The sequence below is a fragment of the Micromonospora sp. S4605 genome, assembly GCF_003176715.1.
In the GTDB taxonomy this organism is placed as follows: domain Bacteria; phylum Actinomycetota; class Actinomycetes; order Mycobacteriales; family Micromonosporaceae; genus Micromonospora; species Micromonospora echinaurantiaca.
The window spans coordinates 1-14,520 of record NZ_QGSW01000034.1; the positions used below are offsets into that span (position 1 = coordinate 1).

Genomic DNA, 14,520 nt, shown 5'->3' on the forward strand with positions numbered 1-14,520 from the left:
GACCAGCGCACCGGGCCGGGCGGCGGCGACCGCGCCGGCCGGGTCCGCGTCCCGGCGGCGGCGCCAGCTCGCGGCCGCGCCCGCGGCGGCCAGGAAGAGCAGCCAGGCGACCGCGAACGCGGGCACGGTGAGCAGCCGCAGCGCGCCGAGCAGTTCCACCGTGAGCACCGCGTAGGCACCGGTCACCAGGGCGGCCCGGACGACGGCCAACCGCAGCGGCGCCACGGTGCCCGGCGCGGCCGGTCGCAGTGTGACGGTCAGCAGAAGAAGCGCGGCGACGGGGGCCAGGGCGAGCGGGTAGCCGGCTGCCGACATGGCCGGAAGTAAACACCATCGGCCGCCCGCCGCGGTGGCCGACGCCCGCGGTGGCGGCCACCACCGCGCTGACCTGCCAGGCTAGGCTAGGCCCGACATATTGTCGCCACCGTGGAGATTCCCGTGAAGCTCTCGATCCTCATGCCGGTCTACAACGAGGAAGAACGCATCGCGGATGCCCTGAAGCAGGCATTGGCGGTCGATTACCCGTGCGAGATCGAGCTGGTCGTGGTCGACGACGGCAGCCGGGACGGCACCGGTGAGATCCTCGGCCGCGCCGACGACGCGCGGCTGCGGGTCGTCACCCACCCACGCAACGCGGGCAAGGGCGCGGCCATCAAGACCGCCGTCGACAACGCCGAGGGCGACTACATGGTCATCCTCGACGCCGACCTGGAGTACGACCCGCAGGACATCCCCAAGCTGCTCGACCCGGTGCTCGACGGCCGGGCCACGGTGGTCTACGGCAATCGGACCTTCGGCAGCCACAGCGCCTACAGCTTCTGGTACGTGATGGGCAACAAGGGCGTCACGATGGCGGCGAACGTGTTGTTCAACTCCTACATCGGCGACCTGGAGACCTGCTTCAAGTTGATGCCGGTGGCGCTCTACCGCTCGCTCGACATCCGCTCCCGGGGCTTCGGGATGGAGGCCGAGGTGACCGGCAAGCTGCTGCGCCGCCGGATCCGGCCGTACGAGGTGCCGATCAGCTACCGCGCCCGCGGTCGCGAGGAGGGCAAGAAGATCACCTGGAAGGACGGGGTCGAGGCGCTCTGGATCCTCGGCCGCGAGCGCACCCGCCGCCGCCCCGCCGGCACCCCGACCCGCTGACTTCCCGGCCCGCCGGTGGGGCGGGCCGCTCCGCGTGGCCACCCGGCCCGGGGGCGGGCCATCCCCTGCCTGAACGCTCAGCCCGCCCCTCGGGTGGGCCTGCTCCGCGTGGCCGCTCAGCGGCCGGCCGGCGTGAGGGCCGGCGCCAGGAACTCGCTCACCGAGCGGCGCAGCCCCGCCGCGTCCAGCCCGTGCCAGCGGGTGTGGTCCTCGGGCGAGCCGTAGCGGCGCAGCTCCTGCCGAGCCACCCCGAGCGCGAGCAGCCGGTGCGGCCGGTCGGCCAGCGCCGCCGACACCACCCGAGCCGACGTCCCGGCCAGGTAGGGCTCGACCAGGATCACCTCGGTGCCGGCCAGCGCCCGCAGCCCCGCGACGTCGAACGGCCGGGGTCGGTGGGTGTACGCCACCGAGACCCCCAGGTCCGCCACCGCGGCGAGCGCGGCGTCCAGCACCGGCCCGACCGCGACCAGCAGCGGCGCGCCCGGGCCGGCGTCCCGGACCAGGTCGAGCGTGCCGTCGCCGGGGCGCGGCCGGTCGTTGTGCAGCGTGGAGAGGCGCAGGTACGCCGACCCGTCGGCGGCCACCGCAGCCCGCAGCAGTGCCGGCACCTCGCCCGGGTGTCCGGGAACGTGCACGGTCCAGTCGTGCAGCGTGTCGATCAGCGACACGTCGGCCGGGGCGAGGTGGGTGCGCCCGGCGGCCGCCCGGTCGTACGACGCGCCGACGCTGACCAGCACGGCGCTCGCCCCCTGGTGGTCCAGGTCCAGCTTGAGCTGCTCGTACGCCCGCTCGACGAGGAACGGCGCGTAGCTGTGCACGATCGGCCGCAGCCCGGTCAGCGCCAGCCCGCCGGCCACGCCGACCATCAGTTGTTCCCGGATCCCGACGTTGAGCACCCGGTCCGGGTGCCGCCGGGCGGCCGGGGTGAACGCGGCGGCGGAGATGTCGGCGAGCACCAGCGCGGTACGCGGATCCTCGGCCAGCAGCGCGGTGGTGGTGTCGACGAAGCTGTCCCGCATGGTCACTCCCCGGAGTCGACGGCCGCGACGACGACGTGCGGCCGGTGGTTGTCCTGCCCGGTCAGGGCGGTGTGCAGGGCGTCGTGGTCGCGTCCGTCGACGGTGGCGGCGGTCCAGCCGTTCACGGTGAACCGGGCCGCCGCGCCGCCCGGCCAGCCGTGGGTGGCCGAGGAGTTGTCCACCACGACGGCGGTCAGGTTGCCCAGTCCGGTCGCCCCGGCGTACGCGATCGCCTCGTGGTTGGAGCCCTCGTCCAGTTCCGCGTCGCCGAGCAGCACGTAGACCCGGGGCGTGAGCAGGCCCTGGGCGCGCAGCCCGAGCGCGGTGCCCACGCCGAGCCCGAGGCCGTGACCGAGCGAGCCGGAGCCGATCTCCACGCCGGGCACCAGGAGCCGGTCCGGGTGGTCGCCGAGCCGGCTGGCCGGTCCGCCCTGGTCGTCGAGCCAGTCGAGCGGGACGAAGCCCTTGGCGGCGAGCACCGCGTAGTAACCGGCCACGGCGTGGCCCTTGGAGAGCAGGAAGCGGTCCCGTTCCGGGTCGTCGACGGTGGCCGGGGTGATCCGGAGGATCCGGTCGTAGAGCACCCAGAGCACGTCGACCGTGGAGTAGACGTTGGCGCCGAACTCGCGGCCGGCCCGGATCCGGTCGAGCAGCGGAGCCACCGGCGCGGGGAGCCGTGGCCCGGGCGGGGCGCCGGCCCGGCCCGTACTGGCGGTCATCGTGGTCATGCGGATAGCCTGCAAGTTGAAGTGGACTTCAACTCAAGGCGACGTGATGCACGAGTCTCTGACCATCGGCCAGCTCTCCGACCGCAGCGGGGTGGCGCCCTCGGCGCTGCGCTACTACGAGCGGCTCGGGCTGATCCGGGCCGAACGCACCGGCGGCAACCAGCGCCGGTACGCCCGCAGCGAGCTGCGCCGGGTGGCCTTCATCCGGATCTCCCAGCAGGTCGGCATCTCGCTGGACGAGATCCGGGCCGCGCTGGAGTCACTGCCCGCCTCGCGTACGCCCACCGCTGACGACTGGTCGCGGCTCTCCACCGTCTGGCGGGAGCGGCTGGACGAGAAGATCCGGCTGCTGACCAAGCTCCGCGACGACCTCGACAGCTGCATCGGCTGCGGCTGCCTGTCGTTGCAGCGCTGCACCCTCAGCAACCCCAGCGACGCGCTGGCCGGTGAGGGTCCCGGCCCGCGCCTGATGCTGCCCCGTCCGGCCGCCGAGCCGGCTCCGGCCTGATCCTGCCCCGTCCGGCGGCCGACCCGGCAGGCGCGCGATGCCGGCCTGTCCGGGCGGCCGATCCGGCCCCCGGTTCGGTGCCGGGCGTCCGGATCGCCTGCTCCGGCACGCGCGGCGCCGGACAAGCCGCCGCGCGTCATCCCGTGGTGAGCAGGACCTTGCCCACGTGCTCGCTGGTCTCGCAGAGCTGGTGCGCCTCGACGGCCCGACTCATCGGCAGCCGGCGGTCCACGATCGGCCGGATCCGGCCCGCCTCGATCAGCGGCCAGACCTGTTCGCGGACCCCGCGGACGATCTCCGCTTTCTCCGCGACCGGCCGGGACCGCAGCGCCGTCGCCGCCACCGTGCCCCGCTTGGCCAGCAGCGCGCCGAGGTCCAGTTCGCCCTTGCGCCCGCCCTGCATGCCGATCACCACCAGCCGGCCGCCGGTGGCCAGCGCCGCCACGTTCCGGCCCAGGTAGGAGGCGCCCATGATGTCGAGAATGACGTCCGCGCCCCGGCCCTCGGTGACCCGCCGGACCTCCTCGACGAAATCCTGCTCCCGGTAGTCGACCGTGTGCGCGGCACCCAGCTCGCGCAGCACCTGGTGCTTGGTCTTCCGGGCGGTCACCACCACGGTCGCGCCCAGCGCCGCCCCGAGCTGGATGGCGAAGGTGCCGATGCCGCTGCCCCCGCCGTGCACCAGCAGCGTCTCGCCCGCGCCGAGCCCGGCCAGCCGCACCACGTTCGACCAGACCGTGCAGGCCACCTCGGGCAGCGCGGCGGCGTCGACCGGGTCGACCCCGGCCGGCACCGGCAGCAGCTGGCCGGCCGGCACGGCGACCCGCTCCGCGTACCCGCCGCCGGCCAGCAGGGCGCAGACCTCCTGGCCGACCCGCCACCCGGTCACGTCGGGACCGAGCGCGCCGATCACCCCGGCGCACTCCAGACCGGGGTACGCGGACGCGCCGGGCGGCGGTGGGTAGTGCCCCTGCCGTTGCAGCAGATCCGCCCGGTTGACCGCGCTGGCCCGCACGTCCACCACCACCTCGCCCGGGCCGGGCTCGGGGTCGGGGACCTCGCTCCAGACCAGTGCCTCGGGTCCACCGGGTTCCGGGATCGTGATCGCGCGCATGTGTCGTGTCTACCCCACCCGGCCGTCGGTCCACGCCCGGGCCAGGATCTCGTCCACCGTCTGCTCCGGGGTCTGCGCCGAGGTGTCCAGCCAGAGCCCGATCCGAGGCGTCTGTGTCCGTAGGTCGGCGTCGAGGTCGGCGACCGGCCAGTCTCCGTACCCCTGCTTGGGGCGGTCCCGCTCGCGGGCGGCGACCACCTCCGGCCGGGGTGCAAGCACCACGACGGCCAGCGGCCGGTGCCGGATCCGGTCGACCATCGCCGGCAGGTCGGCGCCGATCACGACGTCCTGGAGCACCACGGTGAAACCGGCGGCGGCGTAGCGGTCGGCCGCCGCGGCGGCCAGGTCGTAGCGCAGCCGCAACTGCCGGTACGCCTCGTCGGACGGCTGGGCGGTCATCTCGGCCCGGCCGCTGACCACCATCCGCCGGAAGACGTCGCCGCGCAGGTGCACCGCGCGGGGCAGCCGGCGGGCCAGGCCCTCGGCCACAGTGGACTTGCCGGCGGCCATGATTCCGGTGATCAGCACGACGGTCGGGCTCTGCCACACGGCGTCGATCATCCCAGTCCGGCTGGCGTGCCCGCTCGCCCGGACGGCAGCCGTGGCAGACTAGGCACGGCCGCGTACCCCGTCGGGTCCGTGGCCCGGGAGGGTTCGCCTAGTGGCCGATGGCGCTGGTCTTGAAAACCGGTAAGGGCAGCGATGTCCTTCGTGGGTTCGAATCCCACACCCTCCGCTTCCCGGAACCTCCGAACGCCCACTGACCAGCGAGAACGCCGGCCAGGGGGCGTTTTTCAATGCCCAGCCCTTCCTTCATCCGCTGTCGCGCCCCCGCATCCTGGCCGTCGATGCGCGAGGCGTGGACCGGCAACGACACGCAGTCGGGGCCGGCTGGCCCGATCCAGACCACACGCCGATGTTCTACTAGCGCCAATCGGTTTGTTATGCAAACCTATTGGCATGACCACTGATTCGGTACCTGCCGGCGGCGATCCCCGCCGGCTGTTGGCTGATGCGCGCGACCTCGCGCGCCGGGTTCGTCTTGACCAGCGGGTCACGTGGCTGCCGCTGCTGGTGCTGGCCCTGGTGATCTTCGGGGCGATCCCGGCGTACCGGTACGGCCGGGTCGTCGACGACTGCCACGCGGTCGACGACGGCCAGGTGTGCCGGGTCTGGTTCCAGACCGTCACGTTCTACTGGCTGGCGGCGCTGGTCCTGGCGTACGCGGTGATCGCCGGCGGATACCTGCGGGTGGCCCGGGCCCGGGGCGTGGACGCCCGGGTGCTGCCGTACGCGGTCACCGGCGTCGCGCTCGTCGGGCTGGGCTTCGCCTTCGCGGCGGTGTGGGTGCGCCTCAATCCGCTGGCCCACCCGGAGGAGCCGTCCGCCGTCGCCCAGTTCCTGTTCCGCCTGCTCGACCCGCCCGGCGCGATCGCGTTGGCCCTGCTCTTGCTGGCCTGGCTGGAACGGCACGTCGCGCTGCTGCTGTTCACCATCGGGTACCTGACGGTGGTGCTGGTGCCGATCAACTTCGGCTGGGGCGCGCACTGGGGCCCGCACACCTGGTTCATCCCCCAGCTGGTCATCAACGGCGGCGTGCTGTTGCTGGGCAGCGCCGGCTTCGCGCTGGCGCAACGGCTGCGGCGGCCCCGGTGACCGGCCCCGCCGAGATCCCGGAGCCGGACGAGACCGAATTCCCGCATCCGGTCACCGGCCTGGACGACGTGGTGCACCAGCGGGTCCGGCTCGGCATCCTCACCATCGCGCACGAGGCCCGCCGGGTCGAGTTCGGCTACCTGCGCACCCAGCTGAAGCTGACCGCCGGCAACCTCTCCCAGCACCTGAGCGTGCTGGAGAACGCCGGTCTGGTCCAGGTCGAAAAGGGCTACGCCGGCCGGCGCGGCCGGACCTGGATCACGCTCACCGCCGCCGGCAACACCGCGCTCGCCGAGGAGATCGGGCGCCTGAAGCTGCTCATCGCGCGGGTCGAGACCACCGACACCCCGGAGGACCGATCACCGCGCTGACTCGCCGACGACGCCCTGCGGCCACGCTCGCGACCGGAATCCCGCACCCTCCGCTCCCACGTTCCCTGGCCGGCGCGAATGCCGGTCAGGGGCGTGTCCATGGCCGGGTCGCACCGCGTTCCGCTCGGGATCTAGCATGATCGTCACTGTGCGCTACTTGATCCCTCACCCCGACGCGGTGACCGAGCTCGGCGAGCTGGACGTCGCGCTGTACGACGGCACCCAACCCGTGCCCGGCCACCTGGACGACGTCGAGTTCTACGCGGTGCCGTACGGGATCATCGATCCGCGCTTCTGCGAGCCGATCGCCCGGATGCCCCGGCTCAAGGTGGTACAGACGGTGACCGCCGGCTACGACCACGTCCTGCCGTACCTGCGGCCCGGCCTGACGCTGGCCAACGGCCGGGGCGTGCACGACGCGGCCACCGCCGAGCTGGCGCTGGCGCTCACCCTCGCCGCCCGACGCCGGCTGCCGGACTTCGTCCGGGCACAGGCCGAGGGCCGCTGGGCCTCCGGTTGGTCGGCCGGGCTGGCCGACGCGCGGGTGCTGATCGTCGGGTACGGCTCGATCGGCGCCGCGATCGAGCGCCGGCTCGCCGGGTTCGAGGTGGAGATCAGCCGGGTGGCCCGGAGCGCCCGCCCCGGCGTGCGGCCGGTTTCCGAACTTCCGGAGCTGTTGCCGCGAGCGGACGTCGTCATCCTGGCGATGCCGCTGACCCCGGAGACCGATGGCCTGGTGGACAAGGACTTCCTCGCCCGGATGGCCGACGGCGCCCTGCTGGTGAACGTGGCGCGGGGGCGGGTGGTGGACACCGCTGCGCTGCTCGCCGAACTCGACGCGGGCCGGCTGCACGCTGCCCTGGACGTCACCGAACCCGAGCCGCTGCCCGCCGACCACCCGCTCTGGTCCGCGCCGAACGTGCTGATCAGCCCGCACGTCGGCGGCCTGACCGCCGCGTTGGCGCCCCGGGCCCGCCGGCTGCTGGTCGACCAGGTCCGGCGATACGCGGCGGGCGAGCCGCTCGCGAACGTCGTCGTCGGGCCGTAGCCCCGGGTCCCCCGAGACCGCGCCCCTGGGCAGCGCGAACGGGTCGGGGTGGTCTCCTGTGCCGTCCCGCCTGCGCCGGATCGGTCCGGCGGTCGGCTGGGGTGCCGGTCAGAGCGGCGCGCCGCCGAAGCCGATCTCGTTCCCGTCGGGATCGACGTAGATGGCCTTCCGGACGCCGTTGGCGTACGTCTCCCGCTTGGCCGGCTCGATGCCCCGCTCGGCCGTCTCGGCCAGCAGGGTGTCGAGGTCGTCGACGAAGACGGTGTGCATGGCGTGCCCGGCCCGGTCGGGGTGCTGTTCGATGTACACCCACCGGTGTTCGGCGAGCCCCCACACCGCCTCGTGGTCGTTGGGGAGGAAGGCGGGCGGGGAACCGAACAGCCGCTCGTACCAGGCCAGCGCGGCGGCGTAGTCGCTGACGGGTATTCCGGCGAACAGGTCGAGGGCCATCCTGCGAGGGTAACGGCTCATGGAACACGGCAGATGCGTGGCGAACCCTCAGTCCTCGTCCGCTGCCTCCGGCCGCCGCACATCCGGTCCGGCGCGCCACCGTTCCTGCTCGTGGACCTTCTGCTCGGCGAGCCGCCGCACCGCGCGCCCGCGCTCGGCGCGCAGCGCCGCCTCGTCGGGGCGGCGGACCGCGGCGACGAGGGCCTTGCAGAAGTCACGCCAGATGGAAGTCAAGGGGTGGTCCTCCCGAGGAGGATTGTTCCCGGCAACGGACCCACCCGGACCGGCGGATCGGCCGGACAACGGGAGCTTCCGGTCGATCCTCGGGCGACGGCGGGGTAAGAAAGGGCAGGAAACCGTTCACCGGAAGGACCCGTTCGATGACCCTGGAACGACCGATCGCCCCGGACCCGTACGAGCTGCTGCCGACCGTCTCGTCGTTCACCCTCACCAGTGACGACGTGCAGAACGGCGAGCCGATGGACGTCACCTTCGCGCACGGCAGCGTCGGGGGTGACAACCTCTCGCCGCAGCTCGCCTGGTCCGGCTTCCCGGCGGAGACCCGGGGCTTCGTGGTGACCTGCTTCGACCCGGACGCGCCGACCGGCAGCGGGTTCTGGCACTGGGTGCTGGTCAACCTGCCGGCCGACGTGACGTCGCTGCCGCGCGGGGTCGCCGAGGCGGATCTCGGCGGCGCGTTCACCGTACGCAACGACTACGGCGAGCGGGGCTACGGCGGGGCCGCGCCGCCGGCCGGCGACCGCCCACACCGCTACGTCTTCGCGGTGCACGCGCTCGACGTCGACCGCCTCGACCTGGCCCCCGACGCCTCCCCCGCCTACGTCGGCTTCAACCTCACCTTCCACACCCTCGCCCGCGCCGTAACCCGCCCCACCTACCAGGTCAAGCAGTAACCCCTGACCTCGTCGATCATGAAGTTGTTGCCGCGACACGCCGATCCGGCGGGCAACAACTTCATGATCGACGGGCCGGATCCGGGTCCGGTCCGGGGTCAGGCGGGGACGCGGGCTACGGCGAAGACGGACTGGCCGAAGGGTGGGCGGACCAGCTGCTCGGCGGCCTTGGTGGCGGGCAGCACGAGGGTGTCGTAGACCTTCACCATCGGGCCCTCCTTCGGCATCAAACGGAAGACCTTGGTGGCCATGAAGTAGCCGATCAGGCCGAGCGCGTTCGCGTAGTGGATCGTCTCGACCTCGAGACCGGCCTCGGTCATCGCCGCGGCCAGCGTCTTCCTGGTGTAGCGCCGGACGTGACCGGTGGCGATGTCCGCCGGGCTCATCGCGAACTGGAACGCGGGCACGATGATGATCACCGCCCCGCCGGGGCGGACCAGGTCGCGCATGCTGCGCAGCGCGCCCACGTGGTCCTCGATGTGCTCCAGCACGTTGTACGACACGGCCGCGCTGTAGTCACCCCGCTCGGAGTGCGGCAGCAGCATCTGCCGGACCTCGATGGTCGGCTGCTCGGCGAGGCGCTCCTTGAGCGAGACCAGCCGGTCCGGGTCGGCCTCGGTGGCGGTGAACCGGGGTAGCCGGGTGGCCCACTCCAGGGCGTAGTCGCCCAGGCCGCTGCCGATCTCGATCGGGTTGTCACCGAGGTACGGCAGGGCCAGCTCGACGAACCAGCGACGGTGATTGACGGCGGTCGCGAGGCCCTCCAGGACCTCGGACTGGACGCGCTGATCCCCGGTGATTTCTGCCATGCGTCGATTCCTCACGATATGACTCGACCCGCGCCTGAACCGACAGAGTGAATCACCCGCGCAGGGGGCGGATGAATCGGGGCACCGTGGTGGCCGAAATATGGTCGGGGGTCGGACGCGTGATCGCCGGGCGGCGAACCCGGCACATGGTAGTGCAGTACCCCGAAACATGTCACGGTGCCACCTTCTCGTGGCTACGCTCCGAATTGTCATGACTACTCCCGAATCGGACCTCCCCGCCGGCGAGCCCTCGCCCGGGCCGCCGGAGGGCGGGCCCGACCGGGGCGTACGCCTCCGGAACGGGTGGTGGGTCGACCTGGCGGCGGTGCTGAGCTTCGTCGCGCTGGCGTTCTGGATCACCGCGCGACTCTGGCTCGACCCGCGCCAGGGCATCCGGGACAACCCGTCGGACCAGGCGCAGTTCGAGTGGATGATGGCGCACGGCGCGCGGGTCGTGACCGATTTTGCCTATCCGTTCTTCTCCGACCGGATGAACGTCCCGGACGGCGTCAATTTGATGGCAAATACGTCGGTATTATCCGTTTCATTGCCAATGACACCGGTCACCGTCCTGCTCGGCCCGCGCGCCGCATTCCTGCTCTTCCTCACCGCCGGCATGATCGCCACGGCCACCGCCTGGTACTTCGTCCTCTCCCGGGTGCTCGTCGGTGCCCGCGGGCCGGCCTGGCTGGGCGCCGCCTTCTGTGCGTACGCACCGGCGATGGTGTCGCACGCCAACGCCCACCCGAACATCGTGTCCCAGTTCGTCGTTCCGCTGATCGTCTGGCGCACCGTACGGCTGGCCGAGCCCGGCCGCTGGCTGCGCAACGGGCTGCTGCTCGCGCTGGTGATCGTCTGGCAGTCCTTCCTCAACCTCGAGATCCTGCTGATGACCGCGATCGGCCTGGGCGTGGTGGTCGCCGCGCTCGCCCTCGGCCGGCCCGCCCTGCGCCGGCGCGCCCGCCCCTTCCTCGCCGGGCTGGGCGTGGCCGCCGCGGCCAGCGCGGTGGTCCTGGCGTACCCGCTCTACGTGCAGCTCTTCGGTCCCGGCGCCTACCAGGGGCTGTCCCGGCTGATCCGGGGCTACTCCACCGACCTGGTGTCGTTCGTCGCCTTCTCCCGGGAATCGCTGGCCGGCGACGAGCGCAGCGCGGCCGGGCTGGCCCGGAACCCGACCGAGGAGAACGCCTTCTTCGGCTGGCCGCTGGCGGTGCTGGTGGTGGCGCTGGTCTGGTGGCTGCGGCGTAACGTGGTGGTGCTCGGCCTGGCCGCGCTGGGGCTCCTCCTCGGCCTGCTCTCGCTCGGTCGGGAGATCCGCTTCAACGGCCGGGAGACCGGCATCCCGGGCCCGTGGGCGGCGCTGGAGAACCTGCCGATCCTGCACTCGGTGGTGCCGACCCGGTGGTCGCTGGCGCTCACCCCGGTGATCGGGTTGCTGCTCGCGTACGGCGCGGAGTGCGTCCGTACGCTCGCCGCCCGGTTCCCCACCGCCCGGCCGCAGCTCCGGTTCGCCACCGCCACCGTGCTGACCATGGCCCTGCTCCCGCTGCTGCCCACCCCGCTGCCGGCGGAACGGCTCGACGCGGTGCCCACCTTCGTCACCTCCGGGGCGTGGCGGCCGTACGTGGCCGGCGGCCGGAGTGTGGTGACGCTGCCGCTGCCGGACAGCACCTACGCCGAACCGCTGCGCTGGTCCGCGATGACCCGGCTGGAGATGCCGATCGCGCGGGGCTACTTCCTCGGGCCGGACACCCGCCCGGACAGCCCGGAGCGCGGAGCGGCCCTGTTCACCGCCCCACCCCGGCCGACCAGCAGCTTCTTCGACATCATCCAGAGCACCGGCGCGGTGCCGCCGATCACCCCGCAGGCGCGGGTGGACGCGGTCGACGACCTGCGGTACTGGCGGGCGGGCGTGGTGATCCTCGGCCCGCACCCGCAGTCCGTCGCGCTGCGCCGGGGGATGATCGAGCTGACCGGGATCCGGCCGGGGCGCATTGGCGGCGTCTGGGTCTGGGACGTGCGCGCGCTCACCGACTGACCGCCCGCGTGACGTCGGCGATCAGGGTCAGGACTGGCGGACGCAGCAGCCCTGGCAGATCTTCGGCTTCGGCAGGGTGAAGGCCAGGCAGCAGGTGCGCCGCTGCACCGTCGGCTCGCCCGCCGGGCCGGGCACCAGCTCCACCAGGTCGCGCAGGTCGAGCGCGGTGAGCAGGGTGTCGATGGTCTCGACGGAGGAGCCGGGCAGCCCGTCGGCGGCCCGCAGGATGCCGTGCGCGATGCCGGAGGCGACCGACCCGAGCAGGGTCCGGGTGCCGATCCGCACCTCGGCCTGGATCGCCTCGATCATCGGGGCCAGGTGGGCGTCGAGCAGGGAGGCGCGCAGCGCGCCGAGCAGCTCCGCCTCGCCGGCCATCACCCGCACCTCGGGCAGGCCGGAGACCGACAGCGGGTCGCCGGGCAGCACCGCGACGGTGGTCGAGCGGCGCAGGCCCAGGGTGAGCAGCGGGCGGTGGTCCTCGAAGTGGATCAGCACGTCGGCCGGGTCGAACAGCGGCACCCGCCGGGCGGACGCCCAGCCGAGCACCACCGGCAGCGCGGTCCAGTAGCTGTACGACTTCCAGGCCAGTGCGGCGCAGGCGTGCGGGGTGCCGCCCCAGCGCAGCGTGGCGGCGTGCAGGAACTCGGACAGCCGGCTGCCGTCGACCAGGGTGGTGGCCGGGCTCCAGCCGTACTCGTCGGTGACCAGCAGGCCGGGCATCAGGCCGGGCACGTCGTCGGTGCCGAACATGGCCCGCAGGGTGGCGGTGACCGGCGCGAGCGGTGCGGTGGCGACCTGGCGCCCCGGCATCACCGCTGTCATCCGAATCGTCCCCCGTCCGAAGCGCCCCTGCTGAGCTAAGGCTAGCCTAACCACGCCTCGGGCGCTAAGGGAAGCCTCACCTGGGTCGGTGGGGGGAGGCCCCGGTCACTCCGGTCGGCGTCGGCCTACTACCCGGCGGTCGGGACGAAAAACGCCGCTGATGCCGACGGCGAGCGCACAGTATCGACAGACGTCGCTGGACAGTCAAGCCTCGTGTCGGCAAGGTGGCAGTTTCGTATCTGCCCGGCCACGGAACGTGAAACTGATACTCCCGGCCACGAGGAAGCTGATGACGACCTCACCGCTCGATCGGGCTGCCGACTCCTTCGCCGCCGAACTCGCGCGGCAGCGAACCGGGCGGGGGCTGTCCAAGAAACAGCTCGCCACCCTGATGGGGTTCGACCCGTCCTACGTCAGCCACGTCGAAGGCCGCCGACACCGGCCCACCGAGGACTTCGCGCGCCGCGCGGAGGCGGTGCTGGAGGCCAGCGGCGCGATCTGGCAGCGCTTCCGGGAGTACGACGACCTCCGCCACGCGCGCGCCGAGAAGGGGCACCGCGATCCCCCGCTGCCCGGCCAGTGGCTGCCGCCGGGCACCGGCCTGGTGGTCGAGCGGGAACTGGCCACCCTCACCCACACCGACGACGGCTACCGCTGCGTCATCCGCCGGGAGCTCTACAACGCGGGCACCGAACCGGTCACCCGGTACCTGGTCCGGGTCGCCGTCGACCGCTACCCGAACGACCCCGGCCGGTCCAACCGGCACCACCGGGAACACCCGCTCACCTTCGCCGAGCTGCAACTGCGGGCGTACCGGGAGGACGGCGGCGAGCGCGAGGCGATGCACTGGCGGGCCAAGCACGACCGGGACGCCTTCAAGGAAATCTGGCTGCTCTTCGAGAACGCCGAACGGCGGTTCCCGCTCTACCCCGGCGACCGGGCCACCATCGAGTACGCGTACCACGTCGGGCAGGACAAGTGGGGCCCCTGGTTCCAGCGGGCGGTCCGGCTGCCCACCCGGCACCTCGCCGTACGCCTGGACCTGCCGGCGGGGCTCGACCCGCAGGTCTGGGGCGTGGAGACCTCGCTCTCGGCGGAGGAGGGCCCGCTGCGTACAGCGGTGATCCGGCACGACGCCGGCGACCGGGCGCTGTTCGACTGGGCCACCGACGACCCGCCGCTGAACGCCCGCTACCGGATGCAGTGGCGGTTCCGCGGCCGGCCGGAGCCCGAGCCGGACGGCGGCCGGATCCGGCCCAGCGACCGGATGCGCGGCATCGGCATCGTGCAACGCGGCGCCGACCTGCTCCGCCAGCCGGCCCGCCCGTTCGATCTGCCCCGCGACGAGCAGGTGGCCCGCAGCGTGGTCGACCGGCTCTGCTCGGTGCTGGTCCGCCTGGACGAGCTGCACCCGTTCAGCAAGGGGGTCGGCATCGCCGCGCCGCAGCTCGGCATCGGCTTGGCCGCCGCGGTGGTCCGGCCGCCGGACCGCACCGCCGAGCCGGTCGTGCTGCTCAACCCCCGGGTGGTCGACGCCGCCCCGGACGCCGACGAGCAGTACGAGGGCTGCCTCTCCTTCTTCGACCATCGTGGCCTGGTGCCCCGGTCGCTGCGGATCGACGTGGAGCACGCCCAGTACGACGGCAGCCGGATCATCACCTCGTACGAGTTCGGCATGGCCCGCCTCGTCGCGCACGAGATCGACCACCTGGAGGGGCGGCTCTACGTCGACCGGATGGCACCCGGCGTGCCGCTGGTGCCGGTCGAGGAGTACCGGGAGACGGGGCACCCCTGGCGCTACTGACGCGGCGACCACGCCCGCCCGGGTGGGAAAGGACGGCCGGGCGGGCGTGGTCGGGCGGGCGGTGCCGGTCCGCCCGACCACGCGCGCCCGGCC

The 14,520-nt window shown here is 73.0% G+C and carries 16 protein-coding genes, 1 tRNA gene and 1 pseudogene; 9 read left to right on the forward strand and 9 right to left on the reverse strand.

The features are described 5' to 3' along the window. Positions 1-315: pseudogene (locus DLJ47_RS01095) on the reverse strand (hypothetical protein); the annotation flags it as partial. A gap of 123 nt (positions 316-438) precedes the next feature. Here DLJ47_RS01095 and DLJ47_RS01100 point away from each other — a divergent pair. After that, a complete protein-coding gene (locus tag DLJ47_RS01100) occupies positions 439-1,146 on the forward strand; it encodes a glycosyltransferase family 2 protein (protein ID WP_109898244.1) in 708 nt (235 codons plus the stop codon). A gap of 116 nt (positions 1,147-1,262) precedes the next feature. On the opposite strand, the gene DLJ47_RS01105 is transcribed toward DLJ47_RS01100, so the two are convergent. Both DLJ47_RS01105 and DLJ47_RS01110 read right to left on the reverse strand, forming a co-directional pair. Further along, complete coding sequence (locus tag DLJ47_RS01105; protein ID WP_109898245.1) at positions 1,263-2,165, reverse strand: transketolase family protein; 903 nt, start codon at positions 2,163-2,165, stop codon at positions 1,263-1,265. A gap of 2 nt (positions 2,166-2,167) precedes the next feature. Continuing rightward, on the reverse strand, positions 2,168-2,893 hold the full coding sequence (locus DLJ47_RS01110) for a transketolase (RefSeq protein WP_109898246.1): 726 nt from the start codon (positions 2,891-2,893) through the stop codon (positions 2,168-2,170). 46 nt (positions 2,894-2,939) lie between these two features. On the opposite strand from DLJ47_RS01110, the gene soxR reads away from it, so the two are divergent. Next, the gene (gene soxR, locus DLJ47_RS01115; protein WP_109898247.1) at positions 2,940-3,401 is read left to right on the forward strand and encodes a redox-sensitive transcriptional activator SoxR; all 462 of its coding nucleotides are present in this window, start codon (positions 2,940-2,942) and stop codon (positions 3,399-3,401) included. A 136-nt stretch (positions 3,402-3,537) separates the two neighbouring features. Here the strand turns inward: soxR and DLJ47_RS01120 are convergent, their stop codons facing one another. After that, positions 3,538-4,515, reverse strand: a complete 978-nt coding sequence (locus DLJ47_RS01120) for an NAD(P)H-quinone oxidoreductase (RefSeq protein WP_109898248.1) — start codon at positions 4,513-4,515, stop codon at positions 3,538-3,540. Positions 4,516-4,524: 9 nt separating this feature from the next. Next, a complete protein-coding gene (locus DLJ47_RS01125; RefSeq protein WP_109898249.1) occupies positions 4,525-5,076 on the reverse strand; it encodes an AAA family ATPase in 552 nt (183 codons plus the stop codon). An 86-nt stretch (positions 5,077-5,162) separates the two neighbouring features. Here DLJ47_RS01125 and DLJ47_RS01130 point away from each other — a divergent pair. From DLJ47_RS01130 to DLJ47_RS01145, 4 genes are all read left to right on the forward strand, one after another. Beyond that, positions 5,163-5,251, forward strand: a tRNA-Ser gene (locus DLJ47_RS01130). Between the two features lie 224 nt (positions 5,252-5,475). After that, complete coding sequence (locus DLJ47_RS01135; protein ID WP_109898250.1) at positions 5,476-6,171, forward strand: hypothetical protein; 696 nt, start codon at positions 5,476-5,478, stop codon at positions 6,169-6,171. Next, positions 6,168-6,542 (forward strand): transcriptional regulator, encoded by a 375-nt coding sequence (locus DLJ47_RS01140; protein ID WP_233257599.1) that lies wholly within the window; start codon positions 6,168-6,170, stop codon positions 6,540-6,542. The genes DLJ47_RS01135 and DLJ47_RS01140 overlap by 4 nt, the downstream gene beginning before the upstream one ends. Before the next feature lie 148 nt (positions 6,543-6,690). Continuing rightward, entirely contained in the window at positions 6,691-7,590 is a 900-nt protein-coding gene (locus DLJ47_RS01145) for a 2-hydroxyacid dehydrogenase (RefSeq protein WP_396777682.1), read from the forward strand. 108 nt (positions 7,591-7,698) lie between these two features. Here DLJ47_RS01145 and DLJ47_RS01150 read toward each other — a convergent pair whose 3' ends face one another. Together DLJ47_RS01150 and DLJ47_RS01155 are read right to left on the reverse strand one after the other, a co-directional pair. Next, positions 7,699-8,040, reverse strand: a complete 342-nt coding sequence (locus tag DLJ47_RS01150; protein WP_109898252.1) for a VOC family protein — start codon at positions 8,038-8,040, stop codon at positions 7,699-7,701. 48 nt (positions 8,041-8,088) lie between these two features. Continuing rightward, complete coding sequence (locus tag DLJ47_RS01155) at positions 8,089-8,274, reverse strand: hypothetical protein (protein WP_109898253.1); 186 nt, start codon at positions 8,272-8,274, stop codon at positions 8,089-8,091. A gap of 146 nt (positions 8,275-8,420) precedes the next feature. On the opposite strand from DLJ47_RS01155, the gene DLJ47_RS01160 reads away from it, so the two are divergent. Next, positions 8,421-8,954, forward strand: a complete 534-nt coding sequence (locus DLJ47_RS01160; RefSeq protein ID WP_109898254.1) for a YbhB/YbcL family Raf kinase inhibitor-like protein — start codon at positions 8,421-8,423, stop codon at positions 8,952-8,954. 98 nt (positions 8,955-9,052) lie between these two features. Here DLJ47_RS01160 and DLJ47_RS01165 read toward each other — a convergent pair whose 3' ends face one another. Further along, positions 9,053-9,763, reverse strand: coding sequence for a class I SAM-dependent methyltransferase (locus tag DLJ47_RS01165; protein WP_109898255.1), 711 nt, complete (start codon positions 9,761-9,763; stop codon positions 9,053-9,055). Between the two features lie 211 nt (positions 9,764-9,974). Here DLJ47_RS01165 and DLJ47_RS01170 point away from each other — a divergent pair, with 211 nt between their 5' ends. Then, positions 9,975-11,801 (forward strand): hypothetical protein, encoded by a 1,827-nt coding sequence (locus tag DLJ47_RS01170; protein ID WP_109898256.1) that lies wholly within the window; start codon positions 9,975-9,977, stop codon positions 11,799-11,801. Positions 11,802-11,828: 27 nt separating this feature from the next. Here DLJ47_RS01170 and DLJ47_RS01175 read toward each other — a convergent pair whose 3' ends face one another. Continuing rightward, on the reverse strand, positions 11,829-12,611 hold the full coding sequence (locus DLJ47_RS01175) for an IucA/IucC family C-terminal-domain containing protein (RefSeq protein ID WP_109898257.1): 783 nt from the start codon (positions 12,609-12,611) through the stop codon (positions 11,829-11,831). Between the two features lie 301 nt (positions 12,612-12,912). On the opposite strand from DLJ47_RS01175, the gene DLJ47_RS01180 reads away from it, so the two are divergent. After that, positions 12,913-14,427 carry a peptide deformylase gene (locus tag DLJ47_RS01180; RefSeq protein WP_109898258.1) on the forward strand — a complete coding sequence of 505 codons (1,515 nt, stop codon included), beginning with the start codon at positions 12,913-12,915 and terminating at the stop codon, positions 14,425-14,427. Positions 14,428-14,520 lie beyond the last annotated feature (93 nt).